The sequence below is a fragment of the Agrobacterium burrii genome (assembly GCF_017313405.1).
In the GTDB taxonomy this organism is placed as follows: Bacteria; Pseudomonadota; Alphaproteobacteria; order Rhizobiales; family Rhizobiaceae; genus Agrobacterium; species Agrobacterium burrii.
Window position 1 is genome coordinate 277,399 of the sequence record NZ_JAFLNA010000008.1, and the last position, 18,352, is coordinate 295,750.

Consider the following 18,352-nt stretch of genomic DNA (forward strand, 5'->3'; position numbering starts at 1 on the left):
CACCCCGCCATGATCCTAAAATCCTCTCGCAATCGGAATCGCGCCACGTCTGGCCCATGCGATCCGCAAGCAATCATTACATCGCTAGGAATGACAAACGCCATTTTGGCGCGGCCCAAGGCTGCATCCAATCGGCGCGTTTTTTCCGTTCCTGCATCGTTTCGAAAAAGGAGGAAGAATGCAAAAATCTGAGGTTATCGTAGGCGCGCGAAACATTGCTGAGGTTATCGGGGTTCCGGCCCAGCGCGTCCACGTCATGAGCGAACGCAAGGAAATCCCTGTGTTCAAGATGGGCGGATCAATCGCAATCCGTCGCGCAACGCTGGAGTCGTGGATTGCTGGCCTTGAAGCGGCAGCGCATGACTAATTCCACCATTAATGAGGAAGAACGCCTAGCATGGGAGGCCTACGCGCCTGAGAGGCAAAGACTCGAATTAGAAGAAATCCATCGCGAAAGATACGAGGCGACGGAAGACGATTATCGTCAGCCTTATGACGACTCGGACCGATATGACTTCGTGCCGGAATATGACGAAAAACCGGCCCCGGATGAATATGATTCTGATGTGCCAACGAGCGATTTCGAGCCGCTTGAGTCTGTCCAAATGAAAGACTGGAATGACGACGATGTTCCTAAGCGGGAGTGGTATTGGGATGGCATGTTTCCGCTATATCAGGTCGGCATTCTATCGGCTGAGGGCGGCACGGGCAAATCCTTACTTGGATCGCAAGCGGCGGCTGTCACTGCCCTGAGACGCAAGACGTTCCTAGGTCGTGACGTCATGGGCGGGCCGGTGATCTATCTCGGCGCGGAAGACGATGAAAACGAATTCAAGCGACGGTTCCACGACATCGCAAGAAGTGAGGGCGTGGCGCGCGGTGAAATTAACGGGCTTCATTTGATCCCCATGGCCGATAAAGACCCGTTGTTGAGCGAACCAGACAAGAAAGGCCAGATGCAACCGACTGAGACGTGGCATAGGCTTGTCGAGACAGTCAAGCGCGTGCGCCCCGTGGCTTTGTGGCTCGATACAGCGGCGGACCTTTTCGGCGGTGACGAGATTAAGCGCGTTCAAGTCCGTCAATTCGTGGCTATGTTGCGCACCTTAGCCATTGCGCAGCGTGTTACCGTTGTCCTGCTTTATCATCCGTCGCAATCCGGCATTGAGTCAGGCACGGGCAAATCAGGCTCAACGGCGTGGTTCAACTCGGTCCGCGCGGCGGTATTCATGACGGAAGAAAAGGACGAGTCCGGCAACTTGCGCCGTATCAGGAATACCAAGTCGAACTATGGCAAGAAGGGGAAAGGCTTTGTCGTCAAATGGCAAAGGGGTGTTTTCGTTTTGCATGACGAGAATGCGCCGCCAACGCCCGAGGAAAAAAAGCGACGTGGCGATGCTGAACGCGAGGTTCTGACAAGGCTTGACGAGTTTTGGAGGGGAAAGGGACATCTTGCGTTTAATACGCCCTACATCCCTGAATATCGCGCTGCAAATGAGTTGCACGCAATGAGACCTACAAGCTTCACAGAAGGCGATTTTAAGTCAGCAGTGAGTCGACTTACTGGCGATAAACTGGATATCAAGACGGTAAAGGGGCCGAATGGACGGGAAAGGAAGTTTCTCGTTTTGAGAGAAACGGACAGCGAATATTCGCACCGATATGGTGATGACGGATAGCAGAAAACGACCCACCACCTTTTGAGTTTCAAAGGTGGTGAACATGGTGGAAATAGCCTCCCACCACCACACCCCTATAACCCCTACTAGGTGGTGGTGGTGACACCCCCATCTAGCAAGGGTCTCAGGTGTTGGGCCGCGACTACCAAAAGCAAAGCAAAACACAAAGGTGGTGGAAAGGTGGTGGTGAAAACGGAGAGGAGAAATATGAAAATGGAAGTCAGCAATAACAACGTCATTCGCGGTGCAATCGATCCACGCCTAACCAATGGGACTCCCGGAGTTGGATCATGTGGAATCCTTAACGAATGGCGTCGATCATTTGTCAAGCAATACGCAATGCCTATGCCGGGCTTGCAACGTTGCGAAGTCATTCGATGATGCGGAACAAGCCAAGTCATGCGAGGTTGCATTAGCGCAGCCTATGGTCAGGGTGCCAGAGACCAAGGCACAACCGGGGGGGCGTGGTCTCGAATCTGTATGGGTCAATGTTCTGAGGACCGGAGAGGTGGGTTCGTGCGTAGCCCTGCAGAATCAGGCCTAGGGGCAAATGTTCGCGTCATGAGCAAATGCTCACAATGGCGAAGCGACGGTTTTCGAAAATCGTCACTAAGGCTTATCGTGTTTCATTAAATCAGTAGATCAAGAAAAGGTAATGGAATATTTGCGTCATTTGCTTGACTTAAATTGCGTAATGGAAAATCAGCGGGGCAATAGCTGGTATGGCCCGGATCGCGGCAGGGCTGGAATGGAATCCTTTTTGCCCCGGCTTGCGCCGTGGCGACTGCCCGCCTCTCACTGGCACAACTGGCACGGCATGGCGCAATGGCTGTAACGGTTCAATGGCGCAATGGTTCGTTGTGGTGCGGCTTTTCGTCCATTCCGCCCCGGGTTGCAGAGAGGGCGGGCAGTAACAAGCGCAGCGCGTTAGCCCTAGGCCGTAGGCCGCAGGGAGAGGCTCAATTGCCGGTGCCTGTTTCTCGTTTTGCGATCCTGAAACAAAAGGGTTCCAAAAATTCCAAAACCATATTTCAAAAGGTAGGGGCTACATTGACGCGAATTTCTGTCGATCATGGGCAAGGTGGGCGACTATCCGTCCAGACACCCAAACGCTTAAAATTCTCGTCAATGGTAGGGCTTAAAATCGATGCTATGCGGCCTTGCGCTGTCCACTGTCGAAGGCTGAGCCGTCAAACGGCTTGAATTTCGTAATGCGAGGTCCGGTCAGTTCGCTTTCCGTTGCATCCAAGTCCGCCCATTGTCCTAGGGTTCGGTTTCCTTTCATGACCTGCATGAATGATCCGTTTTCGCGTCGGCGCACGATAGACGCTTTCGAATCAGGATTATGGTCTCGTTGGATGAGGTCGCGGCAAAGCGGTGGAATGGCGCTGCGGGTAGTCGGGAAATTCTTTCGCTTGCCTTGATTGTTTTCGATTCCGCTTTCGACATGTCGGGCAAGGTGCGAACCGATTAGTTCGATGGTGTAAAGCTTGTCATTGTCGTTCAATGGTGTCCTCCTTTTCAGTTTGGGGATATTGGCGGGAATTTCGAGCGTTTCCGTCCGTCATGGGTGATTAATCATCACGGCATGTCGTCGCTTAAAATTCGCGTCATTGGTGGGGTAAGAATAGCGGTTATCACCTTACGCAACCTTCGCTCTGCTGGCGTAAAGCTGGCGCAAGTAGCATATATCCTCAACACTTAGGCGGTTCCAAGCCTTGCCAGCGGCTTCAGCCAAGGCCCGCTCCATTGATCCACCGGGCGTGATGGGCATGGGCTGACTCATGCGGGTTTTCGCCGTCACAGTCACCATGAATTTATTCATGTCGTGGTGGGAAAGCGTCAGATCAATAAACGTCGCGTCCATGGCCTTGATATGTGCGGTAAAGGTCGCGAGAACGCGCCCTCCATGGAAGTCTGAGGCGGCAGCGGCAACCGGGCCGAATCCTGCAATCCTGATATCGTGCGCCGCCATGCTGCGGTTCGTGTTTGCGGCTGTTTTTGCTGTCATGCCAAGCCCCTTTCAACCGTCATCGTGTCGGGAAAACCGCCCATAATGTCAGTTTCGCGGCCTAGGAAGCCGTGCCAGTTGTCTAGCGCTGCCCGGTAGTGCGGCAGGACTGCGGCGCGCTTTGGGTAGCTTGTCATTGGCGGGATTCCGGGTCGCCAGCTTACTTGCGTCCGCCCGTCGTCGCGCAAGAATGTCTCTAGGCAGTGACCAGTTGAAAACAGGTGTTTCATTTTGACCGTTGCGGCCCGGTATGGTGCGCTTTCCGTCGTGGCGCTGGCCCGTGCGTCAGTTGTGTGTGTTGCAATTCCTTTCATCGTGTCATCTCCTTTTTTTGTTATCGTGTCTCGATGCATGGCCCGGAAGGGGAAAGCCTCCGGGCCGGTGCTTGTTATCGGGTGATAGGCACGCGGACTTTCTGAGTCGGTAGGTTGCCGGTTCGCATTTTGGTGTCGTAGAGAAGCGCTGCGTTATAGCTGGCGAAAAGCTTGCCAGCCTTCAGGCGCGTAACGCCGAAAATGGCGCAAGGCTCGCTTTTCAGCGGTTCGCCGCCGGTCGCCACGGGCTGCGCAATAAGGTTGTCGGAAAGCTGTTCTACAACCTTGTAGATTGCATAATCGGACGTGATATCGCGCTCTTTCGTGCGTGCCACGATGTGAAAGCCGTTTAGGTATGTCATTGAATTTCCTCCTGTTGGTTAGTAGGCCCTGCCCCATGCAAAGGCCTTATTTTGTCGGTCGGTTTTGAAGTTTTACGCGGCTTCAGAAACGCATGGCTTGACCTTGTAGCCATGAATTTTCGCGTATTCCCAAGCAAGCTGGGGCGTGTCACACACCATGTGCGACGGCAGGCCCGTTTCTTCGGAATGGCTGGCATACAGCGGCAGGCGCGACGGCTCAGAGTCGGGGTGATTCAGCGGAACCACGATCAACTCAGAATTCGTTACGTCCATGCCTTTGACGCGGAAAAACTCGGCGGTGCGGCGCGTGCCGTCCATCGTCAGAGCGACGGCAGTAAGCCCAGTTTCGGCGGTGCTGGCGATCGATCCCGGCTTTGCGTTAGGCATTGCGGCGGGTCCGGTCACTGGCCTGGCCTTCATTGTCACTGGCTAGTGACTCGCGATAGCTTGCGACCTGTTCCGGCGTCAAATCACCTAGTGGTGTGTCCGCCCCAGCCGCGACCGCAAAGGCCATAGCATCGCTGTAGCTAGAGAACATGCGGGTTCCTGTCTTGCTCACGTCGGGCGACGAAGTAAGGCGGTCAATCTCGAAGAAATTGACGGGCAAAGCGCTGCTTGTAAGCGTGCCGTCTGCCATGCGAATTTCAGTGACGAGACGCCCGCCGTAAACGCCTTGAACCTCATAGATGATTCCCAGCTTAGCGCGCTCACCTTCGGCCCGGCTCGTGTTGTCCATCAATGCCAGAATGAATTTGCCGCGCCACCATTCCGGGGCTTGTGTCGGTGCTGCCGGCTGCGTTGTGTTTTGTTCCGTCATATAACTTTCTCCTTTTCGTTGTGCGCCGTTACCGGTGCTTGTCGTTTTCGTGTCGTGGTGCCTGTGCCTGTCGCCAATTCGCGCTCGGCGTCCATTTGATCGGCTTGCGGGCCAGCATGGCGGCAATCTTGCGGCTGTCTTCGTCTTGCTGCCGGGTCATGCTGCGAATTCCTGAATCCGCTCGATGCTATGGTGTGTCGCGCCACAACCGGCAAAGTTGCCAGAAACGAATTCCGCCGCGTCTGTCGCCTGCATTTCCGGCATTGCCTGAGTCATGAGCTTGCGCATGAAACCGGTTTGCCCGGCGTCGTCTGTCGCGATGAAGACGGCGGCTTTGTCGCGGCGCGCCAAGTCGATGAAAGATGAAATTCGGCCCCGCATCGTATCGCCTGCCCGCGCGCCTTTGATCGTGGTTGTTACGGTGCCGTGCTGCGCATCGGCCTTTGTGATTTGAATTTCACACTCAGGAAATAGCAGGCCATAAACCGTTGTTCCCGGCGCATAATCTGGCCGCACATAGGCCAGAACGTTTTCGAAAGTCATGTTTGATCCTCCTTTTTTGGTCGCGGTCTGACGCTTCCCGGCGCTTGTTTTCGCGCGGGCCAATTCGTCAAATTGTCGTGGTGTAGTGGTGCGTCTAGGCGGCGGCTTAGTGCGCCGTGCTGCGTTCCAAGCCGTCAAGCCATGCGGCGAGGCTGGCGCGGCGGATCGCAATGCTAGAGCCGATTTTCAAGACTGGAATTTTGCCCTGATCTACGAGGGCGTAAATCCGGCGCGGGGAAAGGCCGGTTTCGGTTGCAATGTTCTTTGCGCCTACGATCATTTGAGTTTGGTTAGGTGTTGCATCCATGCGTTTGAGTCTCCTTTTCTGTCGATGGTTCCATTCGGTTCCTCTGGTTTCAGGTCACGGCTATTCGTTGCTAGGCTAAGGCCCGCTGACATAGTTCTGTCGATGTAATGAAAGTCGGCCAGAGGCCTAGCAAAACGGTTCGTCTGAAGCCCGCAAAGCGGCGCGGCCCTTTTCATTCCGTTGCATTCCCTTACAGCCGTTTGCCTTCCCGTGTCAACGCTTCACATGCATTTATTGGAATTTAATTTCGATTTGGAGTCCAGCCCCGCATGAATCGTGCGCCCCGGCCCTCATTTCGGAGGTTTTGGAGCATGGCGATCCGCTATCCTGAGAGGGCGGGCAGTGGCCAAGGGCCAGCGCGGCAGGCCCTAGGGCGTAAGCCCGTAGGCAAAGGATGACCGTATGGACGTGCTTGCGATGGCTGTAGGCTAATGGGCGGATGGCGAGGAACACCGACAAGGCCCACGAGGAGCACCTAGAGGGTCGCCGGGATAAAGCCTACGAGGCGTTCATTGAACTGTTCCAGAGCAACAGCGGCTTCAGGATGGACGATGAGCCGTCCTGGCTTAATTAAACGATCTACGGGAGCCTCGCTGAGGCTTCCACTGATTGGCTAGGGTTCAAATATGTTTCCAACCAACCGGGCAACCGGTGTCGGTCGGCTAGCTACCCTTTGATCGTTCAACAACTGCATCTTTTTAAGTTTGATTTCGATCACCTGTTTGGATGCCTCGAATTCGATCGACAAAAGCGTGAGAAACTTCTCATAGGTAAACAGGTTTTCCGGCTGGTTATCTACGAATATATATCCGTGGCCTTTGTATTTAATCTCAAGTTCGACTTTATATTTTGCCACTGCGCGTATAAATGCGTGGTGTGGGAGGATGAGATCGGCTGCAAAAGCGTTCGCTTGGAATTCGAGGCGCTCGTAGTTGAACGTGTTTTCCGACTCGTCACTAATTTCTAAGTCTCTTGCCAATATTTTGTCTGATCGCAGGTATCGGTCGTGCCTCAGATAGAAATGACCTATTTCGTGGCATAGCGTGAAGCGTTTTTGATTACCGTCTTGGTGGGAGTAAATTTCGATAGTTCTTAAATCGAAATTAGCTGTGCCTAGAATTTGTAGGCCATCAGCGTCCGTTACTACGCTATCGGAGTATGTTAGATCGATGCCTAGGGCCTTGCATATTTTTGTCAGATCGACGCAACCTGCTTCGTAATTGATCTGATTTAGAACTGCCTCAGTGGACCTCCTCATTTCGTCAGACGAGACATAAGGGGCCGAGGGTTTCGCAGCCGCATTACGGACCTCAGGCGACTCGTTCCCAAGGTGGGTACTCGCAAGAAAGTCTTCCACGGTACTGAAATAGTTGCCTTCAGAATAGGCGGAAAACTTTAGCTCAGTTGCACGAGCCTCTTCCCGGAAAATCTGCGATTTGATGGAGCTGTGACTAACAAATGGCCGTAGTCTGCGGTCGGCTAGAATTTCTACACCATGCGCCGCGTATTTTACAATTGCTATTCCTCTGCTCTCAGCAAGTTTTCGTGCGCCCGATTGCAGCTTGGATGAAACAACCATCACTCCTTTATGTTTGTGGGGAAATAGCTCTTTGAGTTTGTCCGAAAATTCACGGACGTAGTGATCTGGAACGCTACCAGAGTAGTTCTTGCATTCAAACACATGGTAGAAGGATGGTACTTCCGCTCCCGGTCTATAAGTTTCGATAACGATATCGAACTGGACAGGCGCGCCACGGTCTTTCGACGGATATTTCTTTTTCTTGAGAATCTTGCACTTTCCATGTGGGATTGTCCAATAGACATCCTCTCCTCGATTTTGTTGATCGAGAAGGAAATTGTAAAAGGCATCTTCAAGCTTATCGCCTCTTTCGGTGGTACTCACGACTCATCCTCGATGCGCAACCGCAGGATGATTATCCAGTCGTTTTCTATTATTTCCTACTGGTAAGTTAATGCTTCGCCAGCAATCCCCACAATCCTTGCCGTCCCACGTTCATGCGTACCCTGCTTTGGGTGACAGACAGAATCAATTACAGCCCACCATAGAAGGAGGAAACCTATCCCCTCCGGTTCATATGGTAAGGTAAATCCGACATTCGCTACACAAGGACCGGTTACCTCTTCCCGGCTAACGCCGAAAAGAGGTAAACCTTAAAAGGGTATGTCATCATAGTCGCTTACATCCACCTCCCCATCGATAACCGTGAAGACAGGCCTTCCTGTATTGTTGATAAGGTGACGCCTAGCGAGGTGCTCAGCGTTCGTAGTGAATGGGCTTGCTCCATCGGTCTTCATCAAACCCACTTCGATGTAATAACTTACCAGTAGGTCGAGCGTATTCTCAGATATCTTGAACAGCTTTGACGTATCGTCGCGAATTATCTCACCGGCGATAGCCGACCCGATCGCTAAACAAGACTCCCGACGATCAATGCCATGATATTCGGGACTATACTCGTCGTTGGACCAGCTCAAATTTGAGTAGAGAATTGGGAACAATGTTATCCACGAAGCCTTGACGACGGCATTACTACCAATCTTGCCAGCCTCATAGCCTTGGGCATTTCGATTAGAAAGAAGCTTTATATGGACATCGTTTTCTGGAGGGGGCAACTGAGGCATAGGAACCTCAATTGAAAAATTACCCAGAACATCACGAAACTTCTCATTCTCTTTGCGGACAGTGTTCAATTCTTCCAAGGCTTGAGTGCTAGCAACTGAGTCGCCTCTGACCCATCCAATTCTCGGATGTGCAGCCTTGGCGTGATAAAGCGCCTCCATCATGTGGAGTTTGAGATTATCAATATTGGTCCAAGTGTTGCGAAGTCGTCCGCTTTGGGCCTCGTTTATGAAGTCATTAAGACGCCTACGTCCGGCGCTGGTTTCTTCCGACTTCTCTGCCGGAATGGACCCGAGATCGCCGTGGAGCAGAACGAGCACGGGTACGCCGCACCGTTTTGCGTGTTGATACTCTTTGTGTGTATAGCTAAGGCCATCATCTGCAATTGTGCCATACCGCCCTCCGATTATCAGGACGTAGTAATCACTCTCTTCGATGAGGGGCTTAATATATTCTAACTGGTCAATGTCGCTTGCTGGGAAGTCTTCCATCTGGATGGGAAAATCACCGCCCCTAATTATGATATCGCGCACGGCTTGTCGCTCCACCCTCAGGTCAGTGAAAGTTGAACTTAGGAATATCTGATATCGCTTTTCCTGCACTGCCGTGACCTTTGTCCGTCCCCCGAATAGCGGTCATTTTTAACGAAAAAATCCGAGGCGGCAATCGATAGAAATGCTTCCGCGCGCCCTCTCGGCCCCCACATTCTACGTGGGGCTGCGCATAGTGCCCCTGCATTGCCACGGATACCGCCACACGACACGCGAAAGCCCCGCATTTCTGGCAGTCCAAGGAGACTAAGCATCTCATTAGGGTGACTTGTGGCGGCTCGAGGGGCGCGAAAGGCCATCCACTGCTTTGTTTGTCTGCGTCTCCTTTTGCCGGGGCGTCTTGACTCCGCACCCCGCGCCGTATCGTTTCCGTTCCCCGTGTTTTGGTTCGTCGGGGCTTGTGCCGCGATCCTAGGCGCGGTCCATGTCGCGTTGCAGTTTATGCCGGTTGGCGCGTAACGGCCCATGCCCATAATCCGAAATGCGAGCTTGCCTTTGTCGGTCGGTTGGTTTTCGCGTTCTGGATGCAGAGAGGCGGGCAGAAACAAGCGCAGCGCGTTAGCCCTAGGCCGTAGGCCGCAGGGAATGGCTATCACCGGCCAGAATTTCCCGCCAACGTTCGCCAAGGAAGGTGAAACGACGCCCCAGCCACTTGGGAATGCATCACGACGGCATGAAAGCGCGCCCATGACCGTCTGTGGCCATTTCTGCCCTTTATCGGGGCTTTCGCCCCTTAACTGCCCGCCTCTGCTGTCCTAGCCCGAAATGAAATGCTGCGTCGTGCCGGTTCCGTATTGACGCAGCTATGGGCCATAACCTATCCATGTTCCATAATGTAATTAGGTCAAAAAGAGATTGCGAGTCATGGCGGCAGTAAGCAAAAGAACGTGGGAAACGGCCAGCGGCGAAAAGCGCGAGGCGTGGCGCGTGGCCTATACCGACCCAAAGGGCAAGCGCCACAAAGAGCAATTCAGCACAAAGAAGGAAGCCGACGCGCGACTTAAAGAGGTAACGGCGCAAGAGGTCTCGGGCACGCTTCTAGCCGACGCCAAGGGCTTGACCGTGGCCGACGCCATCAAAGAGTTTAGCGCCGATCTGGACGCGCGAGAGGTCCGGGGCGAAGCGACTCGAATGTATGTCGCCAACACAAAGCAACAGCTTGATATGTGGATAATGGGAAACAATATCCCGCCTGAAAAGCCGCAGATTGAAGGGCTTGGAAAAATCAAACTGATGCACGCCACGACAGGCGTTTTTCAGACGCACGCAGATAAGCTAAAGGAAGCCGGGCTTAGCATCGTCTTGATACGGCGTGTAATGGGTGCAATGGCCCGCTGCATGGATCATGCCCGCCGTAAAGATATGGTTGCGGTAAACAACGCCAAAGGAACAAAGGTGCGCGGCAAGCGTGGCGAGGAGTACGCGCGCGTCACGCCCCCGGCAAAGGAAGAACTAGGCGCGATCCTGAAAGCCGCCAAGGAATTGCCCCCGGCATGGGCGAAACAGCCCGTCGCAGCCCCGCTGAGGATCGAGTTTGCAGCCCGGACAGGCTTACGCGCGTCTGAGCAATGGGCGTTGAAGTGGAAACACGTTGACCTTGAAAAAGGCGTTATCAGCGTTGTCCAATCCGTTGATGCTTTCGGTAAAATCGACGTGACGAAAACCAAGGCTGGGACTCGGACCGTTCCCATGGGCAAGGCCTTGATTGCGGACCTGAAGCAATGGCGGACAGAAACGCTTTACCCGGAAGATGATGATTATGTTTTTCCCGACGCGCGGGGCGGCTTCACTCGTCACACAAATTTCGTCAAGCGGGTTTGGAATATTATTCTGAAGGAGGCGGGAACGGAGACGGGTTGGCATGGCCTGAGGCACTTTTTCGTTTCATCCATGATTGAGCGAGGTATGACGCCAAAGGCGATTCAGACGCTGGCAGGCCATAGCTCATTCCATATTACAATGAGTCGATACGGGCATTTATTCCCGTCTGAGGATCATGCGTCCATCATGGATAAGGTAGATTTGTAGGCCCCGGCCATTGCCACACAATGCGCCACGTTACAGCCCGTTACGGCGTGGTGCATTGGCTTACATGGAACATAGATGGATCATAACCGCCTAGAAGGCTTGCAAATACTGTCTTTATTACAAGTCTTTTAATCAGTAGGTCCAGGGTTCGAATCCCTGCGCTCTCACCACCTCAGATTTATTTTCCCGTTAATTTACAGAGACTTGTCGATACAGAGAGCTTGGCGTCGTCGTGTCTTGGACATCTGCGCCAGCAATTTCGGAGCGCAGAAATAATCGCGCCCGTCTCATTGTTCTTTCGCCAATTCAGGCTCTAAGGTGAAACCCGATCATGCAGCCTGCGCGTGAACAGCCCTGCCCGCCGCGCTAGCGATAAGCATAAACATACCGCGCAATATTGTCATAGAAGCTCGAGAGATAAGCCGGAATCCGTTTAATGCGGGCGAACTTGCTGCCGCGATATTCGGCGCGGGTGCCGACCAGCGTGTCCGGGTCGCCGAATGGCAGGAAATCCTTGTCGGTGACATAAACTTGCGTGCCATAGCCCCAGCCGCATTCCAGGGCGCGGTCGAAAGGCAGCGTCATCACCCTTGCAGTTTTGAGAAAACGCGCCGCCCCGCCCCGCGAAATGATGTAGCAAGCGGATGATCCCTGCGGGCCATAGATGCAGCGGCCAAGCGTATCGCCAAGCGCGCTGGTTTTCCGGCCCTTGAAACCGCTGCGGCGATGATTGGTCAGTTTGACGATCGCGTTTTCCGGCATCACCGCAACCATTGCCTGGACCCGTTTGGAAAACTCCGGGGTGAAGGCAACATCGTCCTCGACGATGACAGCCACCGGCGCATCGGTGGCAAGGAATATCTCCAGTGCCTTTATATGGCTGGCATAGCAGCCATATTCACCGGCGAGCGCATGGCGGCCATTGCGCAGCTCGAAACCGCGCCGGTCGAAATCCGTCCATTCGGCGGGCGGAACAGTCTTGCCGTCGACACCTTCCACCGGGCGCAGATCCAGCCCGAGCCCGACAACGCTCTCCAGCATCTTCTCAAGCCGCGCCCGCGCCCGGGCAATGGAAATGATGTAGATGGGGAAAGTGGAAATCGGCAGCATTCAGAACACACCATGCGCATGAAGACGGGAGACCGTCTCCTACAGCAAGGCGCGCGCGACGTCCATTCGGACACCGAAAAGGCGCGATCTCGTCAGGCGGAATACCGGGATTTACGGGGCAGGAAGTTCCAGCCCCGAAACGCATGGAGTCGCTGGTTTTTATTTGCGCGCGGCAGTGCGGCGGCAGCGCCAGTTCCAGTCTCTCGGCTCGCCCGTATCCATATGAACCGATTCGGTGTGGCAATAGGTGCCGACGCCACCGCGCTCAGGCAGGGAACGCAGATAGGTGGCAAGTTCCCACTTGGAGACGCCCTTGATCTGGATGTCAGCGGCATCGCAGGTATAGTGCTTGGAACCCTGCCTCACGCCCTTTGGCGGCCGATAGCCCGAGGTGACGATGGCCGGGCTGTTATAATGCCGCTCGACGTCCTTGATCATGCGGACCAGTTCCGGCTTGAAACAGCCGACTTCGACATTGTCCGTCTGCAGGAAAAGACCGTTCGGGGAAACACGGGTCAGGCCGGAGAGCGACGCAAGCTTCATCAGGCCGGTTGGCTGGTCATCCTCATCTTCGAGATGCGCATCGTCAAATTCCTCAGACATCATCGAGCGACCGGAAAGCGCAATACCCATCGTCCGGTCCGCTGCGCCCGATAGCGCCGCAACCTCGGTATTTGCAGCGGTACCGTTTTCGATCATTTTCGGCAGCCGTTTTTTGGCGGCGCCGGCGAAAAATGCCGCAAGCGTTACGCCCGTGCCTTCGCTTTCCTGCTTCTCACCTGCGGGCACCGCGTTTGCTGCGGGTTGCGCAGCGGCGGCTGCAAGCTGTTGTGGTGCGGGTGTAGGAAGAGGCTGGCGGTTTTCGCTGTGCTGTTCCGCTACCGGTAGCGGAACTGGCGCTGAGGCAGGTTGCGGCTGGAGTTGCGGCTGCGCCGGCGCTGAATAAACGCTGCTGACGGCGGGGATGATCCTCTGCGATGGCGCGGCGGCGGAACCATCCGTCGCAACCGAAGGCACTGCCGCGCGGGCGGTGGAATAGATGCTGGATGTACCGGCGGAAATTGCCGTGGGCTGCGTCGTAAGCCCGCCAATATCGGCGGCGGCACCATAAACCTGCGCCGGGCCACCCGATGTCTGCGGCTGGACGGGCATGGCCCCGCCGGACGCCGATGCAACGGCAGGGTCAACATAATGCCCCGGCTGAGCGCCAGCCGCAGGCGCGGCGACGGCCGCTGCGGCCGTCTGCGGATGCTGTTGTGCGGCAATTGCCGGCTTTTTGGTATTGGCGGCCATCTCGTCATCCGTCACCGCCGAAACGCAGCCGGAAAGCCCCAGCAGCGAAACCGCAATGACGAGACGCTGACAGGAAACGCGTCCTTTCGCGCCCTCGACAGTTTTCATGGGTGGCCTCCGTATCTTGCATTTCCAACAGCAGCACGGGAACGGAATCGTGTGCTTTTCCCAAACGGGACGGGCCGTTTCGATTCGCGGACTATGCCTCATCCCGTCGGGACAAGGCAAGAGCGCCCGAAAACGCCGCTATTGGCCGGGAAAATCCCTTACCAGGAACCGGTATTCTGCATAGATATCCACGGTTCGGCTGGTGCGAGGCTTTCGCCCTTCTGCAGAATCTCGAAGGAAATACCGTCAGGCGAACGGACGAAGGCCATGTGCCCGTCACGCGGCGGCCGGTTGATCACGATGCCATTCTGCTGAAGCCGGGCGCAGAAGTCGTAGATATTGTCGACCTCGTAGGCCAGATGGCCGAAATTGCGGCCGCCGGTGTAATCTTCGGTGTCCCAATTATAGGTGAGTTCGAGGCTCGGCGCTTTTTTTTCCTTAGCCGCAGCAATGTCATCGCGCGCTGCAAGAAACACCAGAGTGAAACGGCCTTTTTCGTTTTCGATTCGGCGTATTTCCTCGAGACCCAGCAGGTCGCAATAGAATTTCATTGATTCGCCAAGGTCATTGACGCGAACCATCGTGTGCAGATACCGCATTATATTCCTCTCCAGTACAAGGGTCCGGAGCCGTTAAACGCATGATGGCAAGCCCCGGACAAGGACGGCGACATAAAAGCAGCTACGCAAATCAAAAACTAGGGCTTGCGTGAAACCGTTACCAAGATGTTAATCTGGTAAACAGGAATCAGTTGACCAGTGTATGGCGCGTATTTGAGGGGTTGGCAGGATATGGCTGATAGGATGTCATCGAAAACGATAGTCGATGTCGAGGACCTTTCGGGCGATGCCGTCGACCTGACCGAAATCACCGGCGTCGTGAAATGGTTCGACGTCGCCAAGGGTTTCGGCTTCATCGTGCCGGATAATGGCATGCAGGATGTGCTGCTGCACGTTTCCTGCCTGCGCCGGGATGGATACCAGACCATTCTGGAGGGCACCCGCATCGTCGCCCTCATCCAGCGGCGCGACCGCGGCTTTCAGGCTTTCCGCATCCTGTCGATGGATCAGTCGACCGCCATTCACCCCTCCCAGCTGCCGCCGGTGCGCACCCATGTGCAGGTAACGGCGTCGAGCGGGCTTGAGCGCGTCATCGTCAAGTGGTTCAACCGCACCAAGGGTTTCGGCTTTTTGACGCGCGGTGAAGGCACCGAAGATATTTTCGTGCATATGGAAACGCTGCGCCGTTTCGGCCTGACGGAACTTCGCCCGGGCCAGGTGGTGTTGGTGCGTTTCGGTGATGGCGACAAGGGCCTGATGGCGGCGGAAATCCACCCCGACAACCCCGCCTCGATCGGGATGTCGCACTGATGACCGCCCTGTTGGGAAATATCGTGAAGAGCGCCGTGATGGCGCTTCTTTTTTTCACGCTCGCAGGGACTGTTCAGGCTCAGCAACAGACCTTCACGTCCGAGCCGCTGACGATCGAAACCACCTCAGGAAAAAACCACGACTTCACTGCGGAACTGGCGGTGAACAATGCGCAGCGCGAACAGGGATTGATGTTCCGCAAGTCCATGCCGCTGGAAAACGGCATGTTGTTCGATTTCGGGCAGGAACGCGACGTGGCCATGTGGATGCGCAACACGCTCATCCCGCTCGACATGCTGTTCATCGCCCGTGACGGGCGAATCACCCATATTCACGAAAACGCGGTTCCGCACTCGGAAGCGATCATCAGTTCCCGTGGTCCGGTCAAATTTGTGCTTGAACTGAATGGCGGCACCGCAAAACGCTATGGCATCAAGCCGGGCGATATGGTCCGCAGCGGGCAAATCGGCAACCGGAAATGACATTGCCGCGTTATTGCATCTGAATGATGCCGGACGATGTTTCGCCCGGCCGGTGCAATGTTCAGTAAACCGGCTCGATATGACTCAAAATCCGGCAATTGGAAATAGATGCGGCAAGATTGATGGCGATATCGATTGCCTCGACCGAATCAGCCGTGCCTTCAAGATAGATCACGTCATTTTCGACGCTTGCGGAAATACGCGACTTCTCAAGCCCCGTTTCGAAGGCGAGCGCCGAGGTGATCGCCTGGCATACGCCAGCCATGCGGTCTCCAAAAAAGCTCTCCTGAATGCCTGACAGATTGAACATGTGCGTTCTCCTTCTTATGGACATTACAACGCGCCAATAGCGGTTTCGTTCATCTCCGGTTCATCAATTCGTTCATCTTCCATTCATCTTGGAAAATTGGAACCCCCCAATCGATCACATTTTAGGTGATCGGGAACCATTTCGTGAGGCGGGCATTACGCGCATGGGAGAGAGAACAGCCCTCAAGGCACCTGAAACAGGGAGGAGAATGATATGCTGATAAACAGAACCGAGCCGTGTCACCACGCCTCGTGGATGAAGCCGGTGGCGATCCACCTGCCGCTGTGCGTCGCCGTGGAAATCTACAGCCCGCTGGTGGCGCTGGACATGCTGATGTACCGCTGGCCGGAAGAACATGGGCCGGAATATGAAGAAGCGCGCAGAAACTGCCTCGATGCTATCGCCGGCAGGTGCGACATCGAAAAAGCCCGGGAATCGTTTCTCGTCGCAAGCAGTCACGCGCATATTCTGAACATCCACTAAAGTTCATGCCATGGTGACGATTGGGCCCTTCTCTGCGGAGGGCTTTTCTTTGACGCAAGCCAGGTGCTTAAGCGCCGTTTCCTGCGCCACACAGCCTGCCCGCCCGCCGATGATGACATGTAACTGTCACCTAAACGTTATAATCGGCAAAGACGAATTCCATGGAATCGGTTGGCGGGTGAACCGCCGCAAGCTAGGGAGTGGAACTGGCCAGCATGGAAACTGTCTTTGCCCTTTGCGCAATTCTGCTGCTTGCCTTCAATCTTCTCGGCATCGTTCTGGCCGGCTGGCGCCTGAGGCGGCGCGACACGGAAAACGCTCTTGTGCGGCAAAAACCGCCGGTCTCTATCGTGGTTCCGTTGCGCGGCGTGGAAAATTTCACCCCGCTGACGCTGTCGCGGGCTTTCGAACTCGATTGGCCGGATTACGAGTTGCTGTTCTGCGTTGCCGATGAATTCGATCCGGTGATCGATGAGGTACGCTGGACAAGTGCTGCCTTCCCGACGATTTCGGCACAGGTTCTCATCGGCGACGACCGCATCAGCGCCAATCCGAAACTGAACAATTGCGTCAAGGGCTGGCGCGCCGCCCGGCATGAATGGGTCATCCTTGCCGATTCGAACGTGCTGATGCCGAAATCCTATGTAGCGACCATGATGTCGGCCTGGCGGCCGGATAGCGGGCTGGTCTGCTCGCCGCCCCTCGGCTCACGTCCGGCGGGCTTCTGGGCGCATGTGGAATGCGCCTTCCTCAACGGCTCGCAGGGCCGCTGGCAATATGCGGCGGAAGCAACCGGCATCGGTTTCGCGCAGGGCAAGTCGATGTTGTGGAACAAGCCCTTCCTGGAAGACCATGGCGGCATCCGCGCGCTTGCCGCCGAAATCGCCGAAGACGCCGCCTCGACCAAACTGGTCCGAAATGCCGGCCGCAGGGTTCATCTGGTCTCGCCGCCTTTCGAACAACCGCTCGGCCAGCGCCATGTCGGCGAAATCTGGTCACGCCAGACCCGCTGGGCGCGGCTGAGGCGCGTGACCTTCCCGCAATATTTCGCACCGGAAATCCTGACCGGCGCCCTTCCCCCGCTGCTCTTCGCGCTCGCTGCCGCTGCGATGATGGACATGAACCTCGCCATCACCGCTTTTGCCGTGCTTGCCATCATGTATGTCCCGGAACTGGTGCTCGCAGCCCTCAACCGCTGGCCGCTATCCCTCTATACGCTGCCCGCCATGATCGCCCGGGATATGATCATGCCCGTCGTCTGGGCGCGCAGCTGGATCGGCAGCGCCGTGGCATGGCGCGGCAATGTCATGACGATCGGCACGGCTGAGAGCACTTTGGCCGGGCCTTCGGCGGATTGATCTGAGACCAAGGCGGCCCGCCATGGATGGCGAGCCGCAGATTATCTTCACGACGTCGGAACGGACGGTTTGGCGGGAGCAGTTTTGACGGGCTTCGGTTTTGTCACCGGCTTTTGCTTTGCCTTGGAAATCGAAATCGACTTCAACACGATCGTCGCGGGATTGGGATAATGGTCGAGCCCCGCCCCGGTCGCGCCATCAATGGCGACACCGATCAAACCTCCGGCGATCACATTGCCGGCCAAACCCAACGTTCCCTTGCCGCTCATTTTCGTATTAATGGCGACAGAGCCTTTTTCGTAGCCAGGCTTTTCAGCATGAGCGATCAAACTCTGGTTACGCTTGACCACCAGCGTACATGGAGACTTCGGGCATGATTGCCCGAGCGATGTGGTGATAACCGCATCCGGCGGTTCCGAGATGATCGTCACCGCCTCTTCGGTTCCACGCGTAATGGAGCCGCAAGACGAAAGCAAAGCGGCGGCTGAAATAGTAAAAATAAACTTAAACATTGTATCTCCAAAAATAAAAACGATTAATACATGCAGCAATAAAAGTAGTATTTCGAATAAATAATATCAATAT

Annotated in this window: 23 protein-coding genes; 7 read left to right on the top strand and 16 right to left on the bottom strand. The window is 55.2% G+C overall.

The features are described 5' to 3' along the window. Positions 1-178: 178 nt before the first annotated feature. Positions 179-367 carry a helix-turn-helix domain-containing protein gene (locus tag JZX89_RS16665; RefSeq protein ID WP_207134776.1) on the top strand — a complete coding sequence of 63 codons (189 nt, stop codon included), beginning with the start codon at positions 179-181 and terminating at the stop codon, positions 365-367. Beyond that, complete coding sequence (locus JZX89_RS16670; protein ID WP_207134777.1) at positions 336-1,679, top strand: AAA family ATPase; 1,344 nt, start codon at positions 336-338, stop codon at positions 1,677-1,679. The genes JZX89_RS16665 and JZX89_RS16670 overlap by 32 nt, the downstream gene beginning before the upstream one ends. A gap of 1,150 nt (positions 1,680-2,829) precedes the next feature. On the opposite strand, the gene JZX89_RS16680 is transcribed toward JZX89_RS16670, so the two are convergent. The 11 genes from JZX89_RS16680 to JZX89_RS16725 all read right to left on the bottom strand — a co-directional run bounded on the left by JZX89_RS16680 (position 2,830) and on the right by JZX89_RS16725 (position 9,276). Further along, on the bottom strand, positions 2,830-3,186 hold the full coding sequence (locus JZX89_RS16680; protein ID WP_207134779.1) for a hypothetical protein: 357 nt from the start codon (positions 3,184-3,186) through the stop codon (positions 2,830-2,832). Between the two features lie 135 nt (positions 3,187-3,321). After that, positions 3,322-3,690: a hypothetical protein gene (locus tag JZX89_RS16685; RefSeq protein WP_207134780.1), complete on the bottom strand. Its 369-nt coding sequence runs from the start codon at positions 3,688-3,690 to the stop codon at positions 3,322-3,324. Continuing rightward, positions 3,687-3,827, bottom strand: a complete 141-nt coding sequence (locus JZX89_RS16690; RefSeq protein WP_207134781.1) for a hypothetical protein — start codon at positions 3,825-3,827, stop codon at positions 3,687-3,689. Before JZX89_RS16690 ends, JZX89_RS16685 begins: the two co-directional genes overlap by 4 nt. A gap of 251 nt (positions 3,828-4,078) precedes the next feature. Further along, positions 4,079-4,366 carry a hypothetical protein gene (locus JZX89_RS16695; protein ID WP_207134782.1) on the bottom strand — a complete coding sequence of 96 codons (288 nt, stop codon included), beginning with the start codon at positions 4,364-4,366 and terminating at the stop codon, positions 4,079-4,081. 72 nt (positions 4,367-4,438) lie between these two features. Next, positions 4,439-4,753, bottom strand: coding sequence for a hypothetical protein (locus JZX89_RS16700; protein ID WP_207134783.1), 315 nt, complete (start codon positions 4,751-4,753; stop codon positions 4,439-4,441). Continuing rightward, positions 4,746-5,183 (bottom strand): hypothetical protein, encoded by a 438-nt coding sequence (locus JZX89_RS16705; protein WP_207134784.1) that lies wholly within the window; start codon positions 5,181-5,183, stop codon positions 4,746-4,748. The genes JZX89_RS16700 and JZX89_RS16705 overlap by 8 nt, the downstream gene beginning before the upstream one ends. 28 nt (positions 5,184-5,211) lie before the next feature. Continuing rightward, positions 5,212-5,343: a hypothetical protein gene (locus tag JZX89_RS28785; RefSeq protein WP_256438145.1), complete on the bottom strand. Its 132-nt coding sequence runs from the start codon at positions 5,341-5,343 to the stop codon at positions 5,212-5,214. Next, a complete protein-coding gene (locus tag JZX89_RS16710) occupies positions 5,340-5,726 on the bottom strand; it encodes a hypothetical protein (RefSeq protein WP_207134785.1) in 387 nt (128 codons plus the stop codon). Before JZX89_RS16710 ends, JZX89_RS28785 begins: the two co-directional genes overlap by 4 nt. Positions 5,727-5,832: 106 nt before the next feature. Then, positions 5,833-6,033 (bottom strand): helix-turn-helix domain-containing protein, encoded by a 201-nt coding sequence (locus JZX89_RS16715; protein WP_207134786.1) that lies wholly within the window; start codon positions 6,031-6,033, stop codon positions 5,833-5,835. A 613-nt stretch (positions 6,034-6,646) separates the two neighbouring features. Further along, positions 6,647-7,936, bottom strand: coding sequence for an ImmA/IrrE family metallo-endopeptidase (locus tag JZX89_RS28910; RefSeq protein ID WP_207134787.1), 1,290 nt, complete (start codon positions 7,934-7,936; stop codon positions 6,647-6,649). A 269-nt stretch (positions 7,937-8,205) separates the two neighbouring features. Further along, positions 8,206-9,276, bottom strand: a complete 1,071-nt coding sequence (locus tag JZX89_RS16725; RefSeq protein WP_207134788.1) for a DUF4062 domain-containing protein — start codon at positions 9,274-9,276, stop codon at positions 8,206-8,208. An 813-nt stretch (positions 9,277-10,089) separates the two neighbouring features. Between JZX89_RS16725 and JZX89_RS16730 the strand changes: the two genes are divergently transcribed. Continuing rightward, positions 10,090-11,253 (top strand): tyrosine-type recombinase/integrase, encoded by a 1,164-nt coding sequence (locus JZX89_RS16730; protein WP_207134789.1) that lies wholly within the window; start codon positions 10,090-10,092, stop codon positions 11,251-11,253. Positions 11,254-11,619: 366 nt separating this feature from the next. On the opposite strand, the gene JZX89_RS16735 is transcribed toward JZX89_RS16730, so the two are convergent. From JZX89_RS16735 to JZX89_RS16745, 3 genes are all read right to left on the bottom strand, one after another. Then, a complete protein-coding gene (locus JZX89_RS16735) occupies positions 11,620-12,363 on the bottom strand; it encodes a glycosyltransferase family 25 protein (protein WP_207134790.1) in 744 nt (247 codons plus the stop codon). Positions 12,364-12,522: 159 nt separating this feature from the next. Next, a complete protein-coding gene (locus JZX89_RS16740; RefSeq protein ID WP_207134791.1) occupies positions 12,523-13,764 on the bottom strand; it encodes a YcbK family protein in 1,242 nt (413 codons plus the stop codon). A 158-nt stretch (positions 13,765-13,922) separates the two neighbouring features. Next, positions 13,923-14,363: a VOC family protein gene (locus JZX89_RS16745; protein WP_207134792.1), complete on the bottom strand. Its 441-nt coding sequence runs from the start codon at positions 14,361-14,363 to the stop codon at positions 13,923-13,925. Between the two features lie 192 nt (positions 14,364-14,555). Between JZX89_RS16745 and JZX89_RS16750 the strand changes: the two genes are divergently transcribed. Together JZX89_RS16750 and JZX89_RS16755 are read left to right on the top strand one after the other, a co-directional pair. Beyond that, positions 14,556-15,134 carry a cold-shock protein gene (locus JZX89_RS16750; protein WP_149897358.1) on the top strand — a complete coding sequence of 193 codons (579 nt, stop codon included), beginning with the start codon at positions 14,556-14,558 and terminating at the stop codon, positions 15,132-15,134. Then, positions 15,134-15,616, top strand: coding sequence for a DUF192 domain-containing protein (locus JZX89_RS16755; RefSeq protein ID WP_207134793.1), 483 nt, complete (start codon positions 15,134-15,136; stop codon positions 15,614-15,616). The genes JZX89_RS16750 and JZX89_RS16755 overlap by 1 nt, the downstream gene beginning before the upstream one ends. 61 nt (positions 15,617-15,677) lie before the next feature. Here the strand turns inward: JZX89_RS16755 and JZX89_RS16760 are convergent, their stop codons facing one another. Continuing rightward, a complete protein-coding gene (locus JZX89_RS16760; RefSeq protein WP_052819726.1) occupies positions 15,678-15,926 on the bottom strand; it encodes a BON domain-containing protein in 249 nt (82 codons plus the stop codon). A gap of 213 nt (positions 15,927-16,139) precedes the next feature. On the opposite strand from JZX89_RS16760, the gene JZX89_RS16765 reads away from it, so the two are divergent. Continuing rightward, positions 16,140-16,409: a DUF982 domain-containing protein gene (locus JZX89_RS16765; protein WP_035224285.1), complete on the top strand. Its 270-nt coding sequence runs from the start codon at positions 16,140-16,142 to the stop codon at positions 16,407-16,409. Positions 16,410-16,624: 215 nt separating this feature from the next. Next, positions 16,625-17,767 (top strand): ceramide glucosyltransferase, encoded by a 1,143-nt coding sequence (locus tag JZX89_RS16770; RefSeq protein ID WP_207134794.1) that lies wholly within the window; start codon positions 16,625-16,627, stop codon positions 17,765-17,767. A gap of 47 nt (positions 17,768-17,814) precedes the next feature. On the opposite strand, the gene JZX89_RS16775 is transcribed toward JZX89_RS16770, so the two are convergent. Next, complete coding sequence (locus JZX89_RS16775) at positions 17,815-18,279, bottom strand: translation initiation factor 2 (protein WP_207134795.1); 465 nt, start codon at positions 18,277-18,279, stop codon at positions 17,815-17,817. Between the last annotated feature and the right edge of the window lie 73 nt (positions 18,280-18,352).

What these genes read in the sequence shown, in the direction of transcription:
- JZX89_RS16760 (WP_052819726.1), bottom strand. Translation starts at nt 15,926, where the DNA reads ATGTTCAATCTGTCAGGCATTCAGGAGAGCTTTTTTGGAGACCGCATG.
- JZX89_RS16685 (WP_207134780.1), bottom strand. Translation starts at nt 3,690, where the DNA reads ATGACAGCAAAAACAGCCGCAAACACGAACCGCAGCATGGCGGCGCAC.
- JZX89_RS16665 (WP_207134776.1), top strand. Translation starts at nt 179, where the DNA reads ATGCAAAAATCTGAGGTTATCGTAGGCGCGCGAAACATTGCTGAGGTT.
- JZX89_RS16700 (WP_207134783.1), bottom strand. Translation starts at nt 4,753, where the DNA reads ATGCCTAACGCAAAGCCGGGATCGATCGCCAGCACCGCCGAAACTGGG.
- JZX89_RS16715 (WP_207134786.1), bottom strand. Translation starts at nt 6,033, where the DNA reads ATGGATGCAACACCTAACCAAACTCAAATGATCGTAGGCGCAAAGAAC.
- JZX89_RS16745 (WP_207134792.1), bottom strand. Translation starts at nt 14,363, where the DNA reads ATGCGGTATCTGCACACGATGGTTCGCGTCAATGACCTTGGCGAATCA.
- JZX89_RS16735 (WP_207134790.1), bottom strand. Translation starts at nt 12,363, where the DNA reads ATGCTGCCGATTTCCACTTTCCCCATCTACATCATTTCCATTGCCCGG.
- JZX89_RS16765 (WP_035224285.1), top strand. Translation starts at nt 16,140, where the DNA reads ATGCTGATAAACAGAACCGAGCCGTGTCACCACGCCTCGTGGATGAAG.
- JZX89_RS16730 (WP_207134789.1), top strand. Translation starts at nt 10,090, where the DNA reads ATGGCGGCAGTAAGCAAAAGAACGTGGGAAACGGCCAGCGGCGAAAAG.
- JZX89_RS28785 (WP_256438145.1), bottom strand. Translation starts at nt 5,343, where the DNA reads ATGACCCGGCAGCAAGACGAAGACAGCCGCAAGATTGCCGCCATGCTG.
- JZX89_RS16775 (WP_207134795.1), bottom strand. Translation starts at nt 18,279, where the DNA reads ATGTTTAAGTTTATTTTTACTATTTCAGCCGCCGCTTTGCTTTCGTCT.
- JZX89_RS16710 (WP_207134785.1), bottom strand. Translation starts at nt 5,726, where the DNA reads ATGACTTTCGAAAACGTTCTGGCCTATGTGCGGCCAGATTATGCGCCG.
- JZX89_RS16695 (WP_207134782.1), bottom strand. Translation starts at nt 4,366, where the DNA reads ATGACATACCTAAACGGCTTTCACATCGTGGCACGCACGAAAGAGCGC.
- JZX89_RS16770 (WP_207134794.1), top strand. Translation starts at nt 16,625, where the DNA reads ATGGAAACTGTCTTTGCCCTTTGCGCAATTCTGCTGCTTGCCTTCAAT.
- JZX89_RS16740 (WP_207134791.1), bottom strand. Translation starts at nt 13,764, where the DNA reads ATGAAAACTGTCGAGGGCGCGAAAGGACGCGTTTCCTGTCAGCGTCTC.
- JZX89_RS16705 (WP_207134784.1), bottom strand. Translation starts at nt 5,183, where the DNA reads ATGACGGAACAAAACACAACGCAGCCGGCAGCACCGACACAAGCCCCG.
- JZX89_RS16755 (WP_207134793.1), top strand. Translation starts at nt 15,134, where the DNA reads ATGACCGCCCTGTTGGGAAATATCGTGAAGAGCGCCGTGATGGCGCTT.
- JZX89_RS16750 (WP_149897358.1), top strand. Translation starts at nt 14,556, where the DNA reads ATGGCTGATAGGATGTCATCGAAAACGATAGTCGATGTCGAGGACCTT.
- JZX89_RS16690 (WP_207134781.1), bottom strand. Translation starts at nt 3,827, where the DNA reads ATGACAAGCTACCCAAAGCGCGCCGCAGTCCTGCCGCACTACCGGGCA.